A 19371-nucleotide genomic window follows, 5' to 3' on the forward strand; every position below is an offset into this window, starting at 1 on the left:
CCGGGTCGGAATGCTTTTATCACTCGTCAGGATAACGGTGGGACAATAATAAATGGAATTTACCTCTGTACGCTCCGCGAATTTTGCCACCCGACAGTTTTTAGCCTATCTGCTCTCATTCACGCTGGCAGGACAACCCGTTCTGCCCGCTATTTCAGCGGGGCTTAACGTCGCCACCAGCGATACCGGTATTACGCAGACAGCTGGCGGCGTACCCGTGGTCAATATCGCCCCGCCTAATGCGGGCGGAATATCCCATAACACCTTCCAGGATTTTAACGTCGGGCAAGAGGGCCTCATCCTCAATAACAGCGCCCGGGATCAAGTGCAGAGTCAGCTAGGGGGAACGCTTCAGGGCAATGCCCGCCTGCGCGAAGGCAGGGAGGCGGCGGGGATCATTAATGAAGTGGTATCGACGAACAGATCGGAACTAAAAGGCTACCTGGAGGTGGCGGGTAAAGGTGCCAGCGTTATGGTAGCCAATCCGTACGGTATCACCTGTGATGGCTGCGGGTTTATCAACACCCCCTCGGCCACCCTGACCACCGGGAAGCCCGTTCTGGGTCCCGACGGCGGACTTCAGGCGCTTGAGGTAACCCGAGGATCGGTGGTCCTGCAGGGCAAGGGGCTGGACGCCAGCCAGACTGACAAGCTGGCGATCATCGCCAGAGCGGCAGAAATTCATGCCTCGCTGAACGCTAAGGATCTGGACCTGATTGTCGGGGCCAACCAGGTCAACGCCGATGGCCCCCTGATCCGCCTGGCCGGAGAGGGCACCCGACCTGTCGTTGCCGTCGATACCGGCGCGCTCGGTGGGATGTATACCAATCGGATCCATCTGGTATCCGGCGACAGCGGCGTGGGCGTGAATTTGGGCAATCTGAATGCCCGTCAGGGGGATATCCGTCTCGACAGTAGCGGGAAACTGACGCTGACTCAGGCCAGCGCGCAGGGAAATATACAGATCGCCGCACCGGATGTTGTCCTCGCCGGAAAGCAACAGGCACAAAAAAATATCACCGTGCAGGCCAGAGATACGCTGCTCCATCAGGGAGAACTAGCGGCGCAGGGAGATATTCACCTCTACGCCGACAGCGTAGTCAACCAGCGGGGTCGTATCACCGCCGGGAAAGATCTGGTGATACAGAAAGAGGCCAGCGGCCAGGCAAACAGAGAAATCATCAATAGCTCCGGGACGCTGGAAAGCCTGCGCGGGGATATGGTGCTGAACACCGCCAGTCTGGCAAACCAGCGAGAGTGGCTGGAAATGGATTACAACGGCAGGTCCTGGCGCTATGAGGAGGGAACCTGGCACAGCCCGGGCAGCGGCCTACGGCCCGAGGTCGTTGCGCCGGCGGGAACAGAAGACCGTTTTATTGGCGGCGTGACCTCCGGGCTATGGGTAACCCGTGCCGCACCACCAGCTCGTATTCTTGCCGGGCGGGATCTTACCCTCACCGCCGATACGTTACACAACCGGGCCAGTGAGATAACGGCAGGCCACGATATTCAACTGTACGGCACGACGCTAAATAACCTCTCATGGCTCTCCGGGACGGAAACATTCTGGCAGGCGCTGACCGCCAACGGTCAGAATGCCCTCAATCCCCTTCCCTTCAGCAATATCGATCCCTTTAGCGAATCGTTTTATCGCCGCAGCGACGGAGAAGCCTTCCGGGGAAGTATTCAGGCCGGAAACCGTCTGGAGGGCCAGTTTAGTGACAGCATCAATAACATCACCTGGCGGGCAAACGCCGGGGATGCGGGCGATAGCCTGCCAGACGCGGCAAATCTCCCTTCAGGCACTCAGCTTGCGGCGCAGCGGGAACGACTTCGCCAGGGAGACCTGGCCTCACCCCTGATGGGCAGCGCCCTTAGCGCAGATCGGCTGGCGTTGAATACCGCACATTTTCTGAACCATGGCGGCCTGGTATCGGGCCAGTCACAGCTAAGCCTGAACAGCACCGACAGCGTGGTCAATCGGGCCAGCGGCGTACTGCATTCAGAAGGCTCGCTGTCCCTCAGTGCGGAGAACAATATTGAGCAACATAGCGGACTGACCGCAGGCGCGGTGGTCGACGTAGAGAGCCGCTTTGGGAATATTGTCGCAGACACTGCTTCCCGGGCTCTGGAGCTCACGGGTGAATCTTTGACGTGGTCAGGCTCTGTGATGGCGGACAGCAGCATCTGGTCTGCCAGCGATACGATGCGCCTCAGTGCCGGTAATAATATGCAGCTCCACGGTGTGGAGATCGACGCCGGTAAAGGGTTATCTCTGGAAGCGGGAAACGATATCGGCCTCTACGCTACCAGCGTTTCCCATGATCTGGACGGAAACAGGCAGAACATCTGGCTATCCGAATACAGGAGATATTACTCGGACAACCATCTGAAATCGGGCGGCGCACTGGATATCGCTGCGGGGAAGGTTTTCGATAGTCATAACACTGAGATAAGCGCGGTTGGCGACCTTACTCTACGGGCTGGCACTTCAATATGGCTCTCAACGGAGAGAGACAGCCACGACCAGATGCGCAGGCAAGAGGAGATAGGTCTTTCAGAAGACGCCAGTGGCATTGTCGCAGATCCCACGCCCTACAAAATCAGCAGCCTGTCGGCGATCCTGCTGCAGGCCGGGGACTTTATCAGCACCCGTGGTGCGGTACTGACTGCCGCCAGAAGCATCGCGCTTGTTGCGCAGAGTGTATATCTGAATGCCGCTCAGAGCTCTCTACGCCAGTCGGTGACCTTCCTTGAGGATGTGGCGGTCTCCCGATCTGTAGAGCATGTGCAGCAGACCTCGTTAACCAGCGGAGAAAATATCCACATTCAGGCTGAGGACAATGTTGCACTGGATGCCGCGCAGCTCATCGGAGCGCAGGACATCACGATAGACGCCGGGCGTGGCCTCAATCTCTACAATACCTCGAGTAGAAATGAATACTGGATCACCTTATCTCCGGAGAAACCCGGTCGCACGGCGGAAGAGAGGCTCGCCGCTCTCGGTGTGTCGATGCCGGTTGCCGACAGCCACCTGTCAATACCTGCCCTTGCAGCGGATTGCAAATGGTGCCGATATGAAGTGTCGCTCGACTCGCCCACCGACACAATCCTCAGTGCGGATAACCTCCATCTGACTTCCGGAGGCAGCCTCTTCGCCTCAGGCGTTAACCTGACGGCCCGCAGCGGGGTGATGCTGAAAGCCGCAGAGAATCTCGATATCGAAGGGGTGGAAACATACAGCACCCTGTTAGACGATCGTACCGATTTTCAGATTCGATACGGGACGCGCTGGCAGGGAAACAGCATTACCGCTGGTAACGCGCTGGCGCTGTCCGCCGGGAAAACCCTGGCACTGACCAATACCCTGCTCCACTCTGCCGGAGAGCTGGCCATTATCGCCGGAGAGGATATCGGGCTGTACACCACAACGGACAGCCTCGAGACCAACCCTTATCAGCCATCAACAGAAGAGCAGCACATCCTGAGTGAGAGCGGGATGCTGCTGTCCAGTGATGGAAATATGCAGCTCACTGCCGGCGGGGATATTACTACCAGAGCGGCAGGCCTGGCATCGCTGGGCAATCTTCTGCTCTCGGCAGGCCGCAGCATTTTCCTGGCGACACAGCAGACCGAGCATAACAAGGAGAGCTACGGCGAAAACCATAGCCAGCGGGAAGACCGCGTGGTCCGCCAGGTGGAAAGCGAGCTGGCTAGTCAGGGAGATATGACCCTGCGGGCAGATGGCGATATCACTCTGCAGGCGGCCAGCCTGAATGCCGGGGGCGATATGACTCTCACCGCTGCGGGTAACCTCGCCCTGACCACGGCAACCGACAGCGACTACTACTTCTTTGAAGAGACTCTTGTCGATAAGGGATTCCTCTCTAAAGAGGTGCGTCATCGGGTGGATGAAGACTATACCACCCGGGAAAAAGGTGCCCGGGTCAACGGGGCGGGCCTGTGGCTATCGGCGGGAAAAGATCTCACCGTCACCGGGTCGTCATTAATCGGCGAGAAGGATGTCTCTCTGTGGGCGGAGGGAAATAGCGTTATTACTGCCGCGACGGAAGAGTGGTCCAGCTATCGCCTCGACGAGAAGAAAGAGAGCGGCCTGCTGTCCGGTGGATTTCTGGGGTTCACTATCGGCAGTCGCTCATCGAAGCACAAGGTCAATGAGAAGGATATTACCCAGAGTCAGAGCATCAGCACGCTCGGCAGCAGCGGGGAAAATGTTTACCTCGATGCCGGAGGCCAGGTCATCGTCACCGGCGCAGATATTGTGGCCGCCGGGTCACTGATGGTCAGCGGTGACAGCGTGCATATCGTTGCCGGGCAGGATATGCACCAGCGCGACGAACGTCTGGAGCAGAAAACGTCTGGCCTGACCCTGGCCCTCTCCGGCGCAGCGGCAACCGCCATTACCAGCACGGTCAGCATGCTGACCCGTATCCAGAAGGCGGGCGACAGTCGTCTGTCTGCTCTGATAGCGCTGCAGTCCGCCCTGACCGGCGTGCAGTCGGCTCAGGGGCTGGCGCTGGGTATGCTCGCGGAGAACGGCAGCGCTGCGGGGCTTTTTGGTCTGAACCTCTCACTCGGGATGCAGCGTTCCGTCTCCGAATGGCATGAATCCTCGGTGCGGATAAATAGCGCCACGCTGACCAGCGGCGAGGATACCGTTATCAACGCTTACGGCTCCGCCGAAGCAGGCAGCGGGGATATTCTGATTGCCGGTAGCCAGCTTAAGGCCGGCGGCGATATCGAACTCCGGGCTGAAAACGATCTTCATCTGACGGCAGCGGCCAATATTTACAACAGCAACAGCCGCCACAGCAACAGCGGCGGTAGCATCGGCGTTGGGATCGGGGCCAGCCAGGACAGCATTGGACTGAATGTCTCCGCCGGGGCGAACGCTTCTGGCGGGCACGAGGGCGGTAACGCTACAGAGTGGCACGAAAGCCAGGTCACCAGTGGGAACACGCTGTGGATGTTCAGCGGCCGGGATATGGCACTCACCGGAGCCCTGACCAGTGGCAATACCGTTAATCTGGAGGCCGGACGTCATCTGGAGCTGACCAGCCTGCTGGACAGTGAACGTTACCGGATGACGCAGTACGGCATCAGCGGAGGGCTTTCCGTTGCCATTATCGGGGTCGGCTGGTCCGGCAGCCTGACGGCGGAACAGTCAAAAATTCGCAGCGACTACGACAGTGTGCGCGAGCAAACGGGCGTGTATGCTGGTGAAGGAGGCTTCCGCATACAAACCACCGGGCACACCCAGCTAAACGGTGCCGTGATAGCTTCCCGGGCAACAGAAGACAAAAACAGCCTGGAGACCGGAACCCTGGGCTGGCAGGATGAAGAAAACTCGGCAAAGTATTCATCGGAACAGCAGAGCGCGGGTGTCAGCAACGATGGCGCCTCAGCCAGCGGTTCTGCACACGGTGGCAGCGCATACGGCCTCACCCGGGCGGCCGTATCGGGCGGTAGCATTGTGCTTACCAACCCCGCCGGGCAGGGGCAGGATCCTGCCACCCTGAACCGGGATGTGGAAAACGCCAACGGTACGATTTCCCCGATCTTTAACAAAGAGAAAGAGCAGCGTCGGCTGGCGCAGGCAAAGCTGATTGGCGAAATCGGCGGCCAGGTGATGGACATCACCCGAAAACAGGTCGACCTGAACGGACTGATAAAGGCGAAGGAGCAGTATCCGGATCTCACCGCAGATGCGCTGAGAAAGACGGATATCTATAAAACCGAAACGCAGAAATACGGCACCGGCAGCACGCTTCAACGTGCTATTCAGGCTGCAACCGCTGGCCTGCAGGGATTGATGAATGGCAATCCAGGCCAGGCCATCAGCGGTGCGGCCGCCCCCTGGCTGGCAGAACAAATCCATAAGCTGACCGAAGGCGACCCGGCCGCAAAAGCGATGGCCCACGCCGTCGTCGGTGCCGTAACGGCCTGGGCTTCAGGCAACAGCGCCCAGGCGGGCGCCATCGGAGCCGTTAGCGGTGAAGTCATTGCACAGCTGGTCACCGAACGACTCTATCCGAACAGAGATGTCAGCGACCTGTCAGAAGCCGAAAAACAGACCGCTAGCCTGCTGGCAACGCTGGCCGCCGGTCTGGCCGGTGGCGTGGCAGGGAACAGCACTGCGGACGCGATTGCGGGGGCGTTGGCGGGTAAAAATGCGGCTGAGAATAATTATTTAAGTTCAAGTGAAGCGCGTCAGTTGGATAAGGAAATGCAAGCTTGCAAAGCCTCCGGTGGTGACTGCAATAAGGTTGTAGAAAAATACATCGACATCAGCAATAAAAACAGTCTGGAGCTTATTGAGGCTTGTACGGGCGGCGGTGTCGCTTGTATCACGTGGCAAGAACTAATTCAGGGTGCGACCAACGTAGCCAACGATGCACATCCTTCCCAGGTTAGGCTCGATGAGAAACTGAAAGACCCGAGTGCGGCAGCGTTAGTTAATTACCTCAACGGTACAGACCTGAAGTTTCTGCAAGACAATATCACAACTGGCGATCGGGTACTCGATGTCGTTACCAGTCCATCGTCATGGCCGGTGCTGATCATGGGAGGGAAAGCGCTCGTTACCAATACCGTTACTAATGGAAAAGAGCTGTTAATTGCAGCAGGGGCATCAGCAACCGGGAGTGTCGTTATTCAATATGGCATTCATGGTGAGGTGAAACTGTCTGATGTGATCGGTGCGGGGGTGATCGGAGCGATTACAGCGGGTAAAGGCTATAATCCAACGGTGACATGGAATGCCGCCGGGGGGTATTACCAGGCAGAACTTAAAGGTGACGATCCGTTCTTAGGGGCATTTCTGAGTAAGGCGGGTGCAGCAACGGGTTATGCTGCCGGTAACATACTTAAAGTCCCGGCGGATAAGATATTTAATCCAGTATCGAAACAGTACGAATGGATTCCGACTGGCGTCTGGACGATAACCAAACCAGCACCACAACATTCTCTACCTTCAATCTTAGGCAATGCGGGGAACGCTTTCGCTTCGGGAGGATTTACAGAGGAGATGGATGAAGCCCTGAAAAGCAAGGAGGTGGGGCAATGATGAATAGCAGATATAGATCTTTCATTCTTTTGCTTTATCTATGCTCAACCATTTTTATTACACTGTTCATTATCACAATGTCATTCAGCCTGCTTGGTTATTGGATTGGTGGTGGGGACAACATATTTTCGTTTTTTTCTGATAAATTATTTAAATATATCAAAGTGGGATTTTCCGGTGGAGTACTGATAGGTTTTATTTTATGGTTTTTTTACTATCGGAAATTTTAAGCTGCTGATCACAATAACGCCACAGCCTAATTTATCGGAAGGTGTAAAATTAAAAACCTTGTAGAACAAGGTATTAGAATGGGGATTGCAGGTGCGACAACGATAGTATTAAAGCCAGACAAGTTCAATGGACAGAGATCAATCGGGCTATTGAATATGGTGAATCTCAGGGTGTAAACGTCACAGTGACACAGGTGAAATAATGAAATTTAACAGAGATAAGGATTATTGGGCTAGCTGTTATGGCACCAATGAATTTTTGCTTATCGAAACCCAATCTGGAATGGGAATGGTTGCTGCAGACCCTCTTTTCCCACCTCATTTATTACCACCTGACTCTGATAAAAAGCGTATTGGTGAAGCAATCTTTCAGGCGTTATCAGATAGCAGAACATTAACAGTGCTGGAAGACCGTGTAGCATTTTTCGACCTTGAAAAAGGTAAAGAGCAATATGCTGAATGGACGGCAATGTTGATGGATAAATATAGCTATAAAACTAAAAAAACCTGTTTAAGAACATGAAAAACTGCGGAATTCACTGTGTGAATGGCGTGATCACCCTATCTCCCACCCGTCATGAAAAGCTGGAGGGCTGGGGAAGGACTAAAGGTGATGGTATTGAAGATGTTATTTTATCAGCGGACAGTTCCCCGGCTGAAATCGGCGCGGGGCTACGGTTAGCGCTCAGTCGCTGCAAAGGTTAATGACACACAAATCCCAGCCAGTAATCGCTCAGGCAGCCCCAAAAAAAGCCGCCCTCAAAACGAGGGCGGCTTTTGACTTTCTACACGACTGAAATCAGAGAGCGAAAGGCATCACGGACAGGCCACGTGCCAGCAGGCTCGCCGGATCTTTACCCGGTTGCTCGCTGTGGTCCTGCGGGTTCAGCGCGTCCAGGTCGCCATCTACATGGGTGTTTTCCAGCAGGTAACGCGTAACGCGTGCTTTCGCCCACGGCCATGCCAGACCCAGGGTGATGGAAACCAGTGCGATATTGCTCAGTACCAACCAGACAAAATGACCGGTAGCGGCAGTTGAGCGGAACTGAATTCCACCTTCCATGGACATCATGCTGTACAGGTAATTACGCAGCTTCACAAAGGCAAAGCTAAAGCATACCAGGATGCCAACGAAATAAAGCAGATAAGCCATGATCAGTGAAGTATATACAGAAGCGAGGAGAGACATAATTGCTTCTTCGCTTGCACCGAACGCGCTCATTTGTGCAATCTGCACCATCGGTGGAACAATCATCCACAATGCCACGAAGATGAATGGAATAAACAGCAGCATCGACAGCAGGTAAATGACGGTGCATTTTTTCACGGAGAACTGTGCAGAGAAACGCTGGGTACCGTACTGCAGGTTATTTACCAGCAGGCCGTACCATTTCGCCGCATACACGCCCTGAATAATAGCGGTACCGAAGATCAGGATCAGGGTGCCAATAACGCCGCCGGTAATAATACCGTCGATGCTACCTGCGCTGGTCGATGCAGAGAACGCAATACCGGATACCACTGCCACGGCAATCGCCACCAGCAGCGGCAGACCCAGCATCACCCACCAGGCCTGCAGCGGGCTGGCGCGGAAGTTAAAGCGAACGCCGTTCAGCTGAGTCATATGCAGCTGATAGCGCAGGCCCTGAGTCACCAGCCACGGCACGAACAGAATAAACAGCACCACCATCAGCAGCGTCAGCCAGATGCTATTACTCGCCACTGCAGCAATGAAAATAATATACAGAACCATCAGGCCTAACCAGCCAACAAAGATGGAGCCGCCGGTAGCATGGAAAGAGAAACGCTCGCCGGACAGGGAGGTGTTCTCATAGAAATAGCGACGTGCGCGCACCAGCGCCCAGGGTAAAAATAACCCCAACGTCACAATGGTCAGCAATACGTTTACGATCCAGACCGGGAAGTAACCCTTCCCGCTGCCGGTGAACACGAATGAGCGCGAATTCTCTCGTGTTTTTAATAGATCAACGCCAGACATAACAATCCTTATCAATAAAAAAGAGTAAACACATCCTTTAAGCGGCTTCATCACAATTATATGTTGTGTTGATGACACTTAAATGATTATTTGTCTTAAGTGTGTAGAAATAACCGCACAAACATAATGGCATAGCTAGCCATTATTGAAGTGTAATGAATTCGGGCGCAAAATAATAGATACTAAATTTACTGGGATTGCCATCCCGGTCACTAAGTGGTATTAAGCGAGGTTAGGTTTTTGCAATTCTGGCAGAGTGTCCTATGAACGTTGCCGCCGCGACGGAACTGAAAATGCGCCCGATCGCCCCCGAGGATAACGCCGCTATCGCCCGCGTTATCCGCCAGGTGTCCGCCGAGTACGGCCTGACCGCCGACAAAGGCTATACCGTCGCCGATCCCAATCTCGATATGCTGTATCAGCTTTACAGCCAGCCCGGCTACGCCTACTGGGTGGTGGAGCTTAACGGCCGGATTGTCGGCGGCGGCGGCATTGCGCCGCTGGCCTGTAGCGAGCCGGATATCTGTGAGCTGCAGAAAATGTACTTTCTGTCAGAAGCGCGGGGTCAGGGACTGGCGAAAAAGCTGGCGCTGAAGGCGCTGGATCACGCCCGAGAGCAGGGCTTTGGCCGCTGCTATCTGGAAACGACCGCCTTTCTGCGCCAGGCCGTGGCGCTGTATGAGCATCTGGGCTTTGAGTATATCGACGGGCCGCTGGGCTGTACCGGGCACGTCGACTGCGAAGTGCGGATGTTAAAACAGCTCTGAGCGCCCCTAAGCCGGCACGCCGCTGTGAAAACGAAATTCGGCGTCCGGCGCTAAAATCAGCCCCGCTTCCACCTCGCCGAAATAGCGCACTCTGTCGCTGATATCCTCACTCGAGACCTGCTGCGCCAGCGCCAGATAGTCCTGATAATGGCGCGCTTCGGATCGCAGCAGCGACAGATAGAACTTCTGCAAATCCGCATCCAGATACGGAGCCAGCGCGGCAAAACGCTCGCAGGAGCGCGCCTCAATATAGGCGCTGCAAATAAGCTTATCGATGAGCGTCAGCGGTTCATGGGTGCGGACTTCTTTTAACATTCCTTTGCCATAGCGGCTGGCGGTGATTTTCACATACGGAATAGCACGCGCCTCCATAGCTTCCCGCACCTGCCAGAAGTGGTGCAGCTCCTCTTTAATCAGCAGCACCATACTGCTGATAAGCGCCTGACCCCAGGGATCGTCGGTTACCGGCATCACGCTCTTACTTATCTGCCGGTTCAGCGCCGCGAAGTCCGGCTCCGGACCGTCACGAAAGGCAAAGTCCTCATAGGGCTGGAGCCAGGCCAGCAGTGCATCGGCCCCCTGTTTATCGGCGACGTATTTACGCACCAGCAGCAGAGCGGTTTGCGCCGCTTTTAGCTCGCACACCAGGTGGTCGGTCAACAGCAGCGGTAAATTCGCCGGATCGCGGGCCTTGTCGAGCCAGGCCTGCGGCGTTGTACAGTGGAGGAAGTTGAGTACCGGGGAGAGGAGTTGCGGGTAGTCCATGGGGATCCTTGCTGCGGCAGCGGAGTCGCTGCCGCATCGGTTACTTAATGACGAATTCCGTCATCGTCTTCGTCGACATAGTCTTCATCTTCGCCGTCGTCGTCGCCTTCTTCGCCGTTAGGGTCTTCGTAGTAGGTACCCCAGCCGTCGTACTCCACCTCGAACTTCTCGGCGAGGTTCATCAGCTGTTCAACCTGCGCGTCGATCAGGTCGGCCTTGAGGGCGCTTTCGCTCAGGATGTCGCAGCAGATGACCGTCTCACCCTCTTCGACTTCCAGCTCTTCCGGCTCGGTCACTTCGTAGCCCAGCTTGAACGCTTCTACCGCCAGTTTTTCCAGCGTGTCGAAATCGTCAGCGGAAAAGTGGTGCTCGATAGTGTACAGCGCGTCGGGATCGCTGCCGTCTTCCAGCAGTTCTTCAATAATCAGACGCGTCTCTTCGCGCTGTTCGTCCAGATGTTCCTGGTTTGCCATGGCCTGTTCCTCTCATGTTCGCCGAATACTCTCATTGTCACACACCGCCGTGATTGCCTCCACCTTTCCGGAAAAGAATTGTTAAACGGGTTGCAATTGCATATTCATACATATAAATTGAATTTTAATTCAATTAGTGGCCTGTGCCCTGTGAGGAAAATATGTCCGGGTTCTACCAGAAGCACTTTCTCAAATTACTCGATTTTACCCCTGCCGAAATCACCACCCTGCTGCAGCTCTCAGCCCGCCTGAAGGCGGATAAAAAACAGGGGACCGAAGTCCCGCACCTGACCGGCAAAAACATCGCGCTCATCTTCGAAAAAGACTCGACCCGTACCCGATGCTCTTTCGAAGTTGCCGCATTCGATCAGGGCGCCCGCGTAACGTATCTTGGCCCGAGCGGCAGCCAGATTGGCCATAAAGAGTCCATTAAGGACACCGCCCGCGTGCTGGGTCGTCTTTATGATGGGATTCAGTATCGCGGCTACGGCCAGGAGATTGTCGAAACCCTGGCCGCTTACGCGGGCGTACCAGTGTGGAACGGGCTGACCGATGAATTCCACCCAACCCAGCTGCTGGCGGACCTGCTGACCCTACAGGAGCATCTGCCGGGTAAAGCCTTTAACGAAATGACCCTGGTCTACGCCGGGGACGCCCGCAACAATATGGGCAACTCGATGCTGGAAGCCGCCGCGCTGACCGGTTTAGATCTGCGCCTGGTCGCGCCGCAAGCCTGCTGGCCGGACGCTGGCCTGGTGAGTGAGTGCAAAGCTCTCGCGCAGCAGAACGGGGGCGATATTACGCTAACGGAAGATATCGCTGCCGGCGTCAAAGGCGCGGACTTTATCTATACCGATGTCTGGCTGTCGATGGGCGAAGCGAAAGAGAAATGGGCCGAGCGTATCGCTCTGCTGCGTCCGTACCAGGTCAACAGCGAGATGCTGGCGCTGACCGGCAATCCGCAGGTCAAGTTCCTGCACTGCCTGCCTGCATTCCACGATGATAAAACCACCCTCGGCAAAAAGATGGCGGAAGAGTTCGATCTGCACGGCGGGATGGAAGTGACGGATGAGGTGTTTGAGTCGTCGGCAAGCGTGGTCTTCGACCAGGCCGAGAACCGGATGCATACCATTAAAGCGGTGATGGTGGCAACGTTAAGCCAGTAGTTGCAGTCATGCCCTCTCCCCGGAGAGGGCATCAACACCGCCTTACTCTACCAGCAGTTTCACGACCACCTTCCGCACCTGACCCGGCGCACCCACTGCACACAGCGGTTTATGCACTTCACCCGGCCAGAAGACGACAAAATCCCCTTCGCTCAGCACCACGGTTTTCTCCTGCTCGCCTTCCGGCAGGAACGCAATATCTTTATCCGCCAGCCAGTCGGTATCCGGCGTGCCCGCCGGCAGGGTGCTGAAGGTCATGCCTTCCTGGCCTTTCAGAACGATCTGGATGTCCAGGTAGCGAGCGTGGTATTCAGCGCGACGCTCGGCAAATGGCTGGGTCGTGTCTTCAGACAGCAGATAAAACAGACGGTTGCCGTCAATATCGTGTTTGCCCGTCGCGGTCGCGTCGGTCACGTTTGCTTTAACATGCTCAATAGCCTGACGCAGCTCGGCCGGAAGCCAGGACTGCAGATTGTGAATGTTGCCAGTAATCATCGGGAACCCCTTAATTAAAACAATGTTTCATTTTTACTTCTTATACGAAAAAACCGGCTGCCATACCACTACTTTTTACCCAGCCTTTGCGGTAGCGCATGTTAATACTGCGGCTGTTAACAGCCTGTGAATTCATACACCGCGTAAATAACCAGTCAGTAAAATTCAATAAAAATGCAGAACTAATCGTTTACCTGGCGTAAAACGTGCGTCAGGGACTTGATCCGATGATGGGGCTGAGTATAATCGCGAACAATTTGCCGGGAGGAAGCATGGTTCAGTGTGTACGACATTTTGTCATAACGCGTCTGCAAGCAGACGCTGGCCTGCCGTTTTTCCTTCCGTTGCCCGATCTATTCATGAAGCCCCTTATTGAAGGGGCTTTTTTTTTGCCCGGCGCAGGAGAAAAAAATGGCTAATCCGCTGTATCAAAAACACATCATTTCAATCAATGACCTCAGTCGTGAAGAACTTGAGCTGGTGCTGGCGACCGCGGCGAAGCTGAAGGCCAACCCGCAGCCGGAACTGCTGAAGCATAAAGTGATCGCCAGCTGCTTCTTCGAAGCCTCGACCCGTACCCGTCTGTCGTTTGAAACCTCGATTCACCGCCTGGGCGCAAGCGTGGTGGGTTTCTCCGACAGCAGCAACACCTCGCTGGGCAAAAAAGGCGAAACCCTGGCCGACACGATTTCGGTTATCAGCACCTACGTGGATGCGATTGTGATGCGCCATCCGCAGGAAGGGGCCGCTCGCCTGGCAACGGAGTTCTCCAGCGGCGTGCCGGTACTCAACGCCGGAGACGGCGCTAACCAGCACCCGACGCAAACCCTGCTGGACCTCTTTACCATCCAGGAGACCCAGCAGCGACTGGAGAATATCAATATCGCCATGGTCGGCGACCTGAAGTATGGCCGCACGGTCCACTCCCTGGCCCAGGCGCTGGCCAAGTTTAACGGCAACCGCTTCTACTTTATCGCCCCGGCGGCGCTGGCGATGCCGCAGTACATTCTCGATATGCTCGATGAGAAAGGCATCACCTGGAGCCAGCACGCCAGCATCGATGAGGTGGTCGGCGAGGTGGATATTCTCTATATGACCCGGGTGCAGAAAGAGCGTCTCGACCCGTCCGAGTACGCCAACGTCAAAGCGCAGTTTGTTCTGCGCGCCGCGGATCTGCAGGGCGCACGCGACAATATGAAGGTGCTGCACCCGCTGCCGCGCATCGATGAGATCGCCACCGACGTGGATAAAACGCCGCACGCCTGGTACTTCCAGCAGGCCGGTAACGGCATCTTCGCCCGCCAGGCACTGCTGGCGCTGGTTCTGAATCGTGATTTGGTTTAAGTAAGGGGAAAGCAGATGACACAGGATAATAAACTGCAGGTTGAAGCCATTAAACGCGGCACCGTGATTGACCATATCCCGGCCCAGGTAGGCTTTCGACTGCTGACGCTGTTTAAGCTGACGGAAACCGATCAGCGCATCACCATCGGCCTGAACCTGCCCTCCGGCGAGATGGGCCGTAAAGACCTGATTAAAATTGAAAATACCTTCCTGACCGAAGAGCAGGTTAACCAGCTGGCGCTCTATGCGCCCGAGGCGACGGTCAACCGCATCGACGAATATGACGTGGTGGGCAAATCCCGCCCGAGCCTGCCGGAGCGTATCGACGCGGTCCTGATCTGTCCGAACAGCAACTGCATCAGCCACGCCGAGCCGGTTGCCTCCAGCTTCAGCGTCAAAAAGCGCCCGGATGATATCGCCCTGAAGTGCAAATATTGTGAAAAAGAGTTTTCCCACCGCGTGGTGCTGGCAAACTGATTGACGTGGTATTTACTGCCCGGCTACTTATAATGGCCGGGACGCTTTTATTCTATTTCAGGAGAAACCATGTCCAGAACTCTCGCGACGGAAAATGCACCGGCAGCCATCGGCCCTTATGTTCAGGGTGTTGACCTTGGCAGCATGATCATCACCTCCGGGCAGATCCCGGTAAACCCGAAAGACGGCAGCGTGCCGGAAGACGTGGCGGCTCAGGCGCGCCAGTCTCTGGAAAACGTGAAGGCCATCGTGGAAGCGGCGGGCCTGAAAGTCGGCGATATCGTAAAAACCACCGTGTTTGTGAAGGATCTGAACGACTTCGCCACCGTCAATGCGGCCTACGAAGCGTTCTTCAATGAACACCAGGCGACCTTCCCGGCCCGTTCCTGTGTCGAAGTGGCCCGTCTGCCGAAAGACGTGAAAATCGAAATCGAAGCCATCGCGGTTCGCCGCTAAGCGCAAAAAAGGCCACTTTCGTGGCCTTTTTCTTTATTTACTGCCAGCCCCAGCGACGGGTATACCAGTTCTTCACCAGCTGCGTCAGGGTCATATAGCCCAGCAGGATCGCCACCAGCCACGGGAAGTAGCTCAGCGGCAGCGCCTGCAGCTGCAGGTAACCGGCCAGCCCCGAGAACGGCAGCGCAATGCCCGCCGCCATCACCAGAAGCGTCATCACAATCAGCGGCCACGCGGCGCGACTTTGCAGGAACGGCACCCGACGGGTACGGATCATATGCACAATCAGCGTCTGCGACAGCAGCCCCACCACGAACCAGCCGGACTGGAACAACGTCTGCGCTTCCGGCACATTGGCCTGGAATACCCACCACATCACGCAGAAGGTAATGATGTCGAAGATCGAGCTGATCGGGCCGAAGAAGATCATAAAGCGCCCGAGATCTTTCGGGTTCCAGCGCTGAGGCTGCTGGATCTGATCTTCATCGACATTATCAAACGGGATCGCCACCTGGGACACATCGTACAGCAGGTTCTGAATTAACAGATGCAGCGGCAGCATCGGCAGGAACGGCAGAAAGGCGCTGGCCACCAGCACGCTGAAGACGTTACCGAAGTTTGAGCTGGCGGTCATTTTGATATATTTCAGCATATTGACGAAGGTGCGACGTCCTTCGATCACGCCCTGCTCCAGCACCATCAGGCTCTTTTCCAGCAGAATGATATCGGCCGCCTCGCGGGCAATATCCACCGCGCCGTCGACGGAAATACCGATATCCGCCGCCCGCAGCGCAGGCGCATCGTTAATCCCGTCGCCGAGGAAGCCGACAACGTGCCCTTCCCTGCGTAGCAAACTGACCACCCGCTCTTTATGCAGCGGCGTCAGACGAGCAAACAGCGTGGTGCGGCGGGCCAGTTCGGCCACCTGGTCGTCGTCGAGTTCATCCAGCTGATAGCCAATCACCACCTCACCCGGATCCAGCCCAACCTCCTGGCACACTTTGGCTGCCACCAGCTCGCTGTCGCCGGTGAGGATCTTCACCTGGATTCCGCTCGCTTTCAGCGCCTTCAGCGCCGGGGCCGTCGTCTCTTTCGGCGGATCGAGGAAGGCGATGTAGCCTTCGAGGATCAGCTCCGACTCATCCGCCCGGCGGAACTCCGCCTGGTGTGACGGCAGATAGCGGCTGGCAACCGCCACCACCCGCAGGCCCTGACGATTGTAATTATCGGTGACCCGGGCGATACGGCGCAGCATGACCTCGTCGAGGGGCACAATCTCATTGCAGTAGCGCACCAGGGTACAGACATTGAGGATCTCCTGCAGCGCGCCCTTGCAGATCAGCTGGTTCCCGGGCTGCGCCTCTTTACCCACCACCACCGACATCCGACGGCGTTCAAAATCAAAGGGGATCTCATCCACTTTGCGCCAGTTGTTTGCCAGCCGACCGGCGTCATCTGCATCGACACTCTCCAGCACGGCGGTATCGAGCAGGTTTTTCAGTCCGGTCTGGTAGTGGCTATTAAGCCAGGCCAGATGCAGCACCCGGGGAGACGACTTGCCGAGGATATCCGTATGCTGCTCCAGCACGATTTTATCCTGGGTCAGGGTGCCGGTTTTATCGGTGCAGAGAATATCCATCGCGCCGAAGTTCTGGATTGCATCCAGATGCTTGACGATCACTTTTTGCTTCGACAGCTTCACCGCCCCACGGGCCAGGGTGGAACTGGCGATCATCGGCAGCATTTCCGGCGTCAGGCCGACGGCGACGGAGAGGGCAAACAGCGCCGCTTCCCACCAGTCGCCTTTGGTGAAGCCGTTGATCAGCAGCACCAGCGGCGTCATCACCAGCATAAAGCGGATCAGCAGCATACTGACGCGGCCAATACCCTGCTGGAAGGCATTCGGCTCGCTGGCCTGCTCGCTGACGCGACCGGCAAGCTGACCAAACCAGCTCCCGCTGCCGGTAGCGACCACTATCGCCTGAGCCGTCCCGCTCACCACATTGGTGCCCATAAAGCAGAGGGTTTCACACTCCAGCGGATTACGCGGCTGCGCGTCCCGACAGGTGGCGTACTTCTCTACCGGCAGAGATTCACCGGTCAGCGAGGCCTGGGTGACAAAGAGATCCCGCGCCTGGAACAGACGCAGGTCGGCCGGGATCATATCCCCGGCGGAGAGCTTAACGATATCGCCGGGCACCAGCTCAGCGATGGGGATCTCCTGCCAGCCGCTGGCCCCATGATCGTTCATCACCCGCAGGACGGTCGCCGTATTGCTGACCATCGCCTTCAGGGCGTCCGCCGCACGGGTCGAGCGCGCCTCCTGCACAAAGTTCAGCAGGGTGGAGATCCCGACCATCAGGCCGATTACGCCCGCAGCAAAGAGATCTTCCGTTGCATAGGAGACGACGCCGAGCACCGTCAGCAGCAGGTTAAACGGATTGCGGTAGCAGGCCCAAAGATGCAGCCACCAGGGCGTGGCTTTCTGACCCGGGATCTGATTCGCACCGTGGATTTCACGGGCGCGCGCCACTTCGGCGGAATTAAGCCCCTCGGGATGGCTGGAAAACGCCTCCCACAACTGCTCCTGCGGCATAACGGCAATATCGAGGCTGCGTCGGGCAATCGCGTCGGCGACGGGCGCGGCGTTAAGGGTGCGATCGTCCGGCAGCGGATCGCGCTGGATCAGACGGCGAGGCAAAGGACGGCCGGGCTGCGTCAGCAGCCGAAGAATTTTTTTGAACATAGTAAAGTCCCTCGGCGCCCGTTTATGGCGGGCGCAGATCGTTACGCAGGGACACAATAGCGTCGCTGCCTTACACGTTCGGTAAGGCAGCCAAAGGCACGCCTTACCGGTACATTTTCCTCAAATCGGGAAGAGGGGTGGGATCGGGATCCATAAAGCCTCCGGTAAGGGTTAAAAGGGCGTGCACGGGCACGGAGATCGAACGGCGGTATCATACGCCCACAAAACTTAACCAAACCTCAACCAGACTTTGCGCATTGCCGTTTCGTTGAGTAGCATTAGGCTCCTGGTGATTTCCTTTATATACGGGTTGGAAGTATGCAAAGTCGGCTGACGATAAAGGATATTGCGCGCCTGAGCGGCGTCGGCAAATCCACGGTCTCACGGGTGCTCAATAACGAAAGCGGCGTCAGTGAAAAGACCCGCGAGCGGGTTGAAGCCGTGATGATTGAGCACGGCTTTTCGCCGTCGCGTTCGGCGCGGGCCATGCGCGGCCAGAGCGATAAAGTGGTCGCCATTATCGTCACCCGTCTGGACTCCCTCTCGGAAAACCTTGCCGTACAGACTATGCTGCCCGCCTTCTATGCGCAGGGTTACGACCCGATCATGATGGAGAGCCAGTTCTCGGTGCCGAAGGTGCAGGAGCATCTGGGCATGCTGCGGCGGCGCAATATCGACGGCGTGGTGCTGTTCGGCTTTACCGGCATCAGCGAGGCAATGCTCACTCCCTGGCGCAACTCGCTGGTCCTGCTGGCCCGCGACGCCAGCGGCTTCTCCTCGGTCTGCTATGACGATGAGGGAGCCATTACGCTGCTGATGCAAAAACTGTTCGACCAGGGCCACCGGCAGATTAGCTATCTTGGCGTACCGCACAGCGATATCACCACCGGCCAGCGCCGTCATCAGGCTTATCTCGCCTTCTGCCAGCAGCATAAGCTGCATCCGGTCGCTTCCCTCCCGGGTCTGGCGATGAAACAGGGCTATGATCGGGTTGCCGATGTTCTGACAGCGGAAACCACCGCCCTGGTCTGCGCCACCGATACGCTGGCGCTGGGCGCCAGCAAATATCTGCAGGAGCAGCGCATCGGCAACATCCAGCTGGCCAGCATCGGCAGCACGCCTCTGATGCGCTTTTTGCATCCAGAAATTATCAGCGTCGATCCCGGCTATGCCGAGGCCGGAAGCCAGGCCTCGCAGCAGCTGATCGCCCAGATCAACGGCCGCAGCGAACCGCAGCAGATTGTGATCCCTGCCACCCTCTCCTGATCCCGTCCGGCGATTTATTGTGATCCTCGCTCGGTTTCGGGAACGTTCCCATTTTCATTATTTCGCTTAAATCGTAACCTTGCCGCCAGATTCTCCCGCT

At 56.5% G+C, this 19371-nt stretch carries 13 protein-coding genes and 1 pseudogene; 9 read left to right on the top strand and 5 right to left on the bottom strand.

Features of this window, described 5'->3' with window-relative positions; all coding sequences use genetic code 11:
* Nucleotides 1-52: 52 nt before the first annotated feature.
* Nucleotides 53-7087 carry a hemagglutinin repeat-containing protein gene (locus tag EDF81_RS14155; protein ID WP_123348754.1) on the top strand — a complete coding sequence of 2345 codons (7035 nt, stop codon included), beginning with the start codon at nucleotides 53-55 and terminating at the stop codon, nucleotides 7085-7087.
* A 432-nt stretch (nucleotides 7088-7519) separates the two neighbouring features.
* A pseudogene (locus tag EDF81_RS14165) lies at nucleotides 7520-8022 on the top strand (contact-dependent growth inhibition system immunity protein).
* A gap of 94 nt (nucleotides 8023-8116) precedes the next feature.
* Here EDF81_RS14165 and EDF81_RS14170 read toward each other — a convergent pair.
* Complete coding sequence (locus tag EDF81_RS14170; protein ID WP_123348756.1) at nucleotides 8117-9316, bottom strand: YjgN family protein; 1200 nt, start codon at nucleotides 9314-9316, stop codon at nucleotides 8117-8119.
* Between the two features lie 263 nt (nucleotides 9317-9579).
* On the opposite strand from EDF81_RS14170, the gene EDF81_RS14175 reads away from it, so the two are divergent.
* Nucleotides 9580-10083 carry a GNAT family N-acetyltransferase gene (locus tag EDF81_RS14175; protein WP_123348757.1) on the top strand — a complete coding sequence of 168 codons (504 nt, stop codon included), beginning with the start codon at nucleotides 9580-9582 and terminating at the stop codon, nucleotides 10081-10083.
* Between the two features lie 6 nt (nucleotides 10084-10089).
* Here EDF81_RS14175 and miaE read toward each other — a convergent pair whose 3' ends face one another.
* Together miaE and rraB are read right to left on the bottom strand one after the other, a co-directional pair.
* Nucleotides 10090-10848, bottom strand: a complete 759-nt coding sequence (gene miaE / locus EDF81_RS14180) for a tRNA isopentenyl-2-thiomethyl-A-37 hydroxylase MiaE (protein WP_123348758.1) — start codon at nucleotides 10846-10848, stop codon at nucleotides 10090-10092.
* 44 nt (nucleotides 10849-10892) lie between these two features.
* The gene (rraB, locus tag EDF81_RS14185) at nucleotides 10893-11321 is read right to left on the bottom strand and encodes a ribonuclease E inhibitor RraB (RefSeq protein ID WP_123348759.1); all 429 of its coding nucleotides are present in this window, start codon (nucleotides 11319-11321) and stop codon (nucleotides 10893-10895) included.
* 161 nt (nucleotides 11322-11482) lie between these two features.
* Between rraB and argF the strand changes: the two genes are divergently transcribed.
* The gene (gene argF / locus EDF81_RS14190) at nucleotides 11483-12487 is read left to right on the top strand and encodes an ornithine carbamoyltransferase (RefSeq protein WP_123348760.1); all 1005 of its coding nucleotides are present in this window, start codon (nucleotides 11483-11485) and stop codon (nucleotides 12485-12487) included.
* A gap of 42 nt (nucleotides 12488-12529) precedes the next feature.
* Here the strand turns inward: argF and EDF81_RS14195 are convergent, their stop codons facing one another.
* Nucleotides 12530-12982 (bottom strand): YhcH/YjgK/YiaL family protein, encoded by a 453-nt coding sequence (locus tag EDF81_RS14195; protein WP_123348761.1) that lies wholly within the window; start codon nucleotides 12980-12982, stop codon nucleotides 12530-12532.
* A 272-nt stretch (nucleotides 12983-13254) separates the two neighbouring features.
* Between EDF81_RS14195 and pyrL the strand changes: the two genes are divergently transcribed.
* From pyrL to ridA, 4 genes are all read left to right on the top strand, one after another.
* Nucleotides 13255-13401 (top strand): pyr operon leader peptide, encoded by a 147-nt coding sequence (pyrL, locus tag EDF81_RS14200; protein WP_123349063.1) that lies wholly within the window; start codon nucleotides 13255-13257, stop codon nucleotides 13399-13401.
* Nucleotides 13394-14326, top strand: a complete 933-nt coding sequence (gene pyrB / locus EDF81_RS14205) for an aspartate carbamoyltransferase (protein WP_123348762.1) — start codon at nucleotides 13394-13396, stop codon at nucleotides 14324-14326. Before pyrL ends, pyrB begins: the two co-directional genes overlap by 8 nt.
* 15 nt (nucleotides 14327-14341) lie before the next feature.
* Nucleotides 14342-14803, top strand: a complete 462-nt coding sequence (gene pyrI / locus EDF81_RS14210) for an aspartate carbamoyltransferase regulatory subunit (protein WP_123348763.1) — start codon at nucleotides 14342-14344, stop codon at nucleotides 14801-14803.
* 69 nt (nucleotides 14804-14872) lie between these two features.
* Nucleotides 14873-15259 carry a 2-iminobutanoate/2-iminopropanoate deaminase gene (gene ridA / locus EDF81_RS14215; RefSeq protein ID WP_123348764.1) on the top strand — a complete coding sequence of 129 codons (387 nt, stop codon included), beginning with the start codon at nucleotides 14873-14875 and terminating at the stop codon, nucleotides 15257-15259.
* A 37-nt stretch (nucleotides 15260-15296) separates the two neighbouring features.
* Here the strand turns inward: ridA and mgtA are convergent, their stop codons facing one another.
* On the bottom strand, nucleotides 15297-18005 hold the full coding sequence (gene mgtA / locus EDF81_RS14220) for a magnesium-translocating P-type ATPase (protein WP_123348765.1): 2709 nt from the start codon (nucleotides 18003-18005) through the stop codon (nucleotides 15297-15299).
* A gap of 318 nt (nucleotides 18006-18323) precedes the next feature.
* Between mgtA and treR the strand changes: the two genes are divergently transcribed.
* Entirely contained in the window at nucleotides 18324-19271 is a 948-nt protein-coding gene (treR, locus tag EDF81_RS14225) for a trehalose operon repressor TreR (RefSeq protein WP_123348766.1), read from the top strand.
* The last annotated feature ends 100 nt before the right edge of the window (nucleotides 19272-19371 follow it).

This window comes from Enterobacter sp. BIGb0383 (assembly GCF_003751845.1).
Taxonomy (GTDB): Bacteria; Pseudomonadota; Gammaproteobacteria; order Enterobacterales; family Enterobacteriaceae; genus BIGb0383.

What these genes read in the sequence shown, in the direction of transcription:
- EDF81_RS14155 (WP_123348754.1), top strand. Translation starts at nt 53, where the DNA reads ATGGAATTTACCTCTGTACGCTCCGCGAATTTTGCCACCCGACAGTTT.
- EDF81_RS14170 (WP_123348756.1), bottom strand. Translation starts at nt 9,316, where the DNA reads ATGTCTGGCGTTGATCTATTAAAAACACGAGAGAATTCGCGCTCATTC.
- EDF81_RS14175 (WP_123348757.1), top strand. Translation starts at nt 9,580, where the DNA reads ATGAACGTTGCCGCCGCGACGGAACTGAAAATGCGCCCGATCGCCCCC.
- miaE (WP_123348758.1), bottom strand. Translation starts at nt 10,848, where the DNA reads ATGGACTACCCGCAACTCCTCTCCCCGGTACTCAACTTCCTCCACTGT.
- rraB (WP_123348759.1), bottom strand. Translation starts at nt 11,321, where the DNA reads ATGGCAAACCAGGAACATCTGGACGAACAGCGCGAAGAGACGCGTCTG.
- argF (WP_123348760.1), top strand. Translation starts at nt 11,483, where the DNA reads ATGTCCGGGTTCTACCAGAAGCACTTTCTCAAATTACTCGATTTTACC.
- EDF81_RS14195 (WP_123348761.1), bottom strand. Translation starts at nt 12,982, where the DNA reads ATGATTACTGGCAACATTCACAATCTGCAGTCCTGGCTTCCGGCCGAG.
- pyrL (WP_123349063.1), top strand. Translation starts at nt 13,255, where the DNA reads ATGGTTCAGTGTGTACGACATTTTGTCATAACGCGTCTGCAAGCAGAC.
- pyrB (WP_123348762.1), top strand. Translation starts at nt 13,394, where the DNA reads ATGGCTAATCCGCTGTATCAAAAACACATCATTTCAATCAATGACCTC.
- pyrI (WP_123348763.1), top strand. Translation starts at nt 14,342, where the DNA reads ATGACACAGGATAATAAACTGCAGGTTGAAGCCATTAAACGCGGCACC.
- ridA (WP_123348764.1), top strand. Translation starts at nt 14,873, where the DNA reads ATGTCCAGAACTCTCGCGACGGAAAATGCACCGGCAGCCATCGGCCCT.
- mgtA (WP_123348765.1), bottom strand. Translation starts at nt 18,005, where the DNA reads ATGTTCAAAAAAATTCTTCGGCTGCTGACGCAGCCCGGCCGTCCTTTG.
- treR (WP_123348766.1), top strand. Translation starts at nt 18,324, where the DNA reads ATGCAAAGTCGGCTGACGATAAAGGATATTGCGCGCCTGAGCGGCGTC.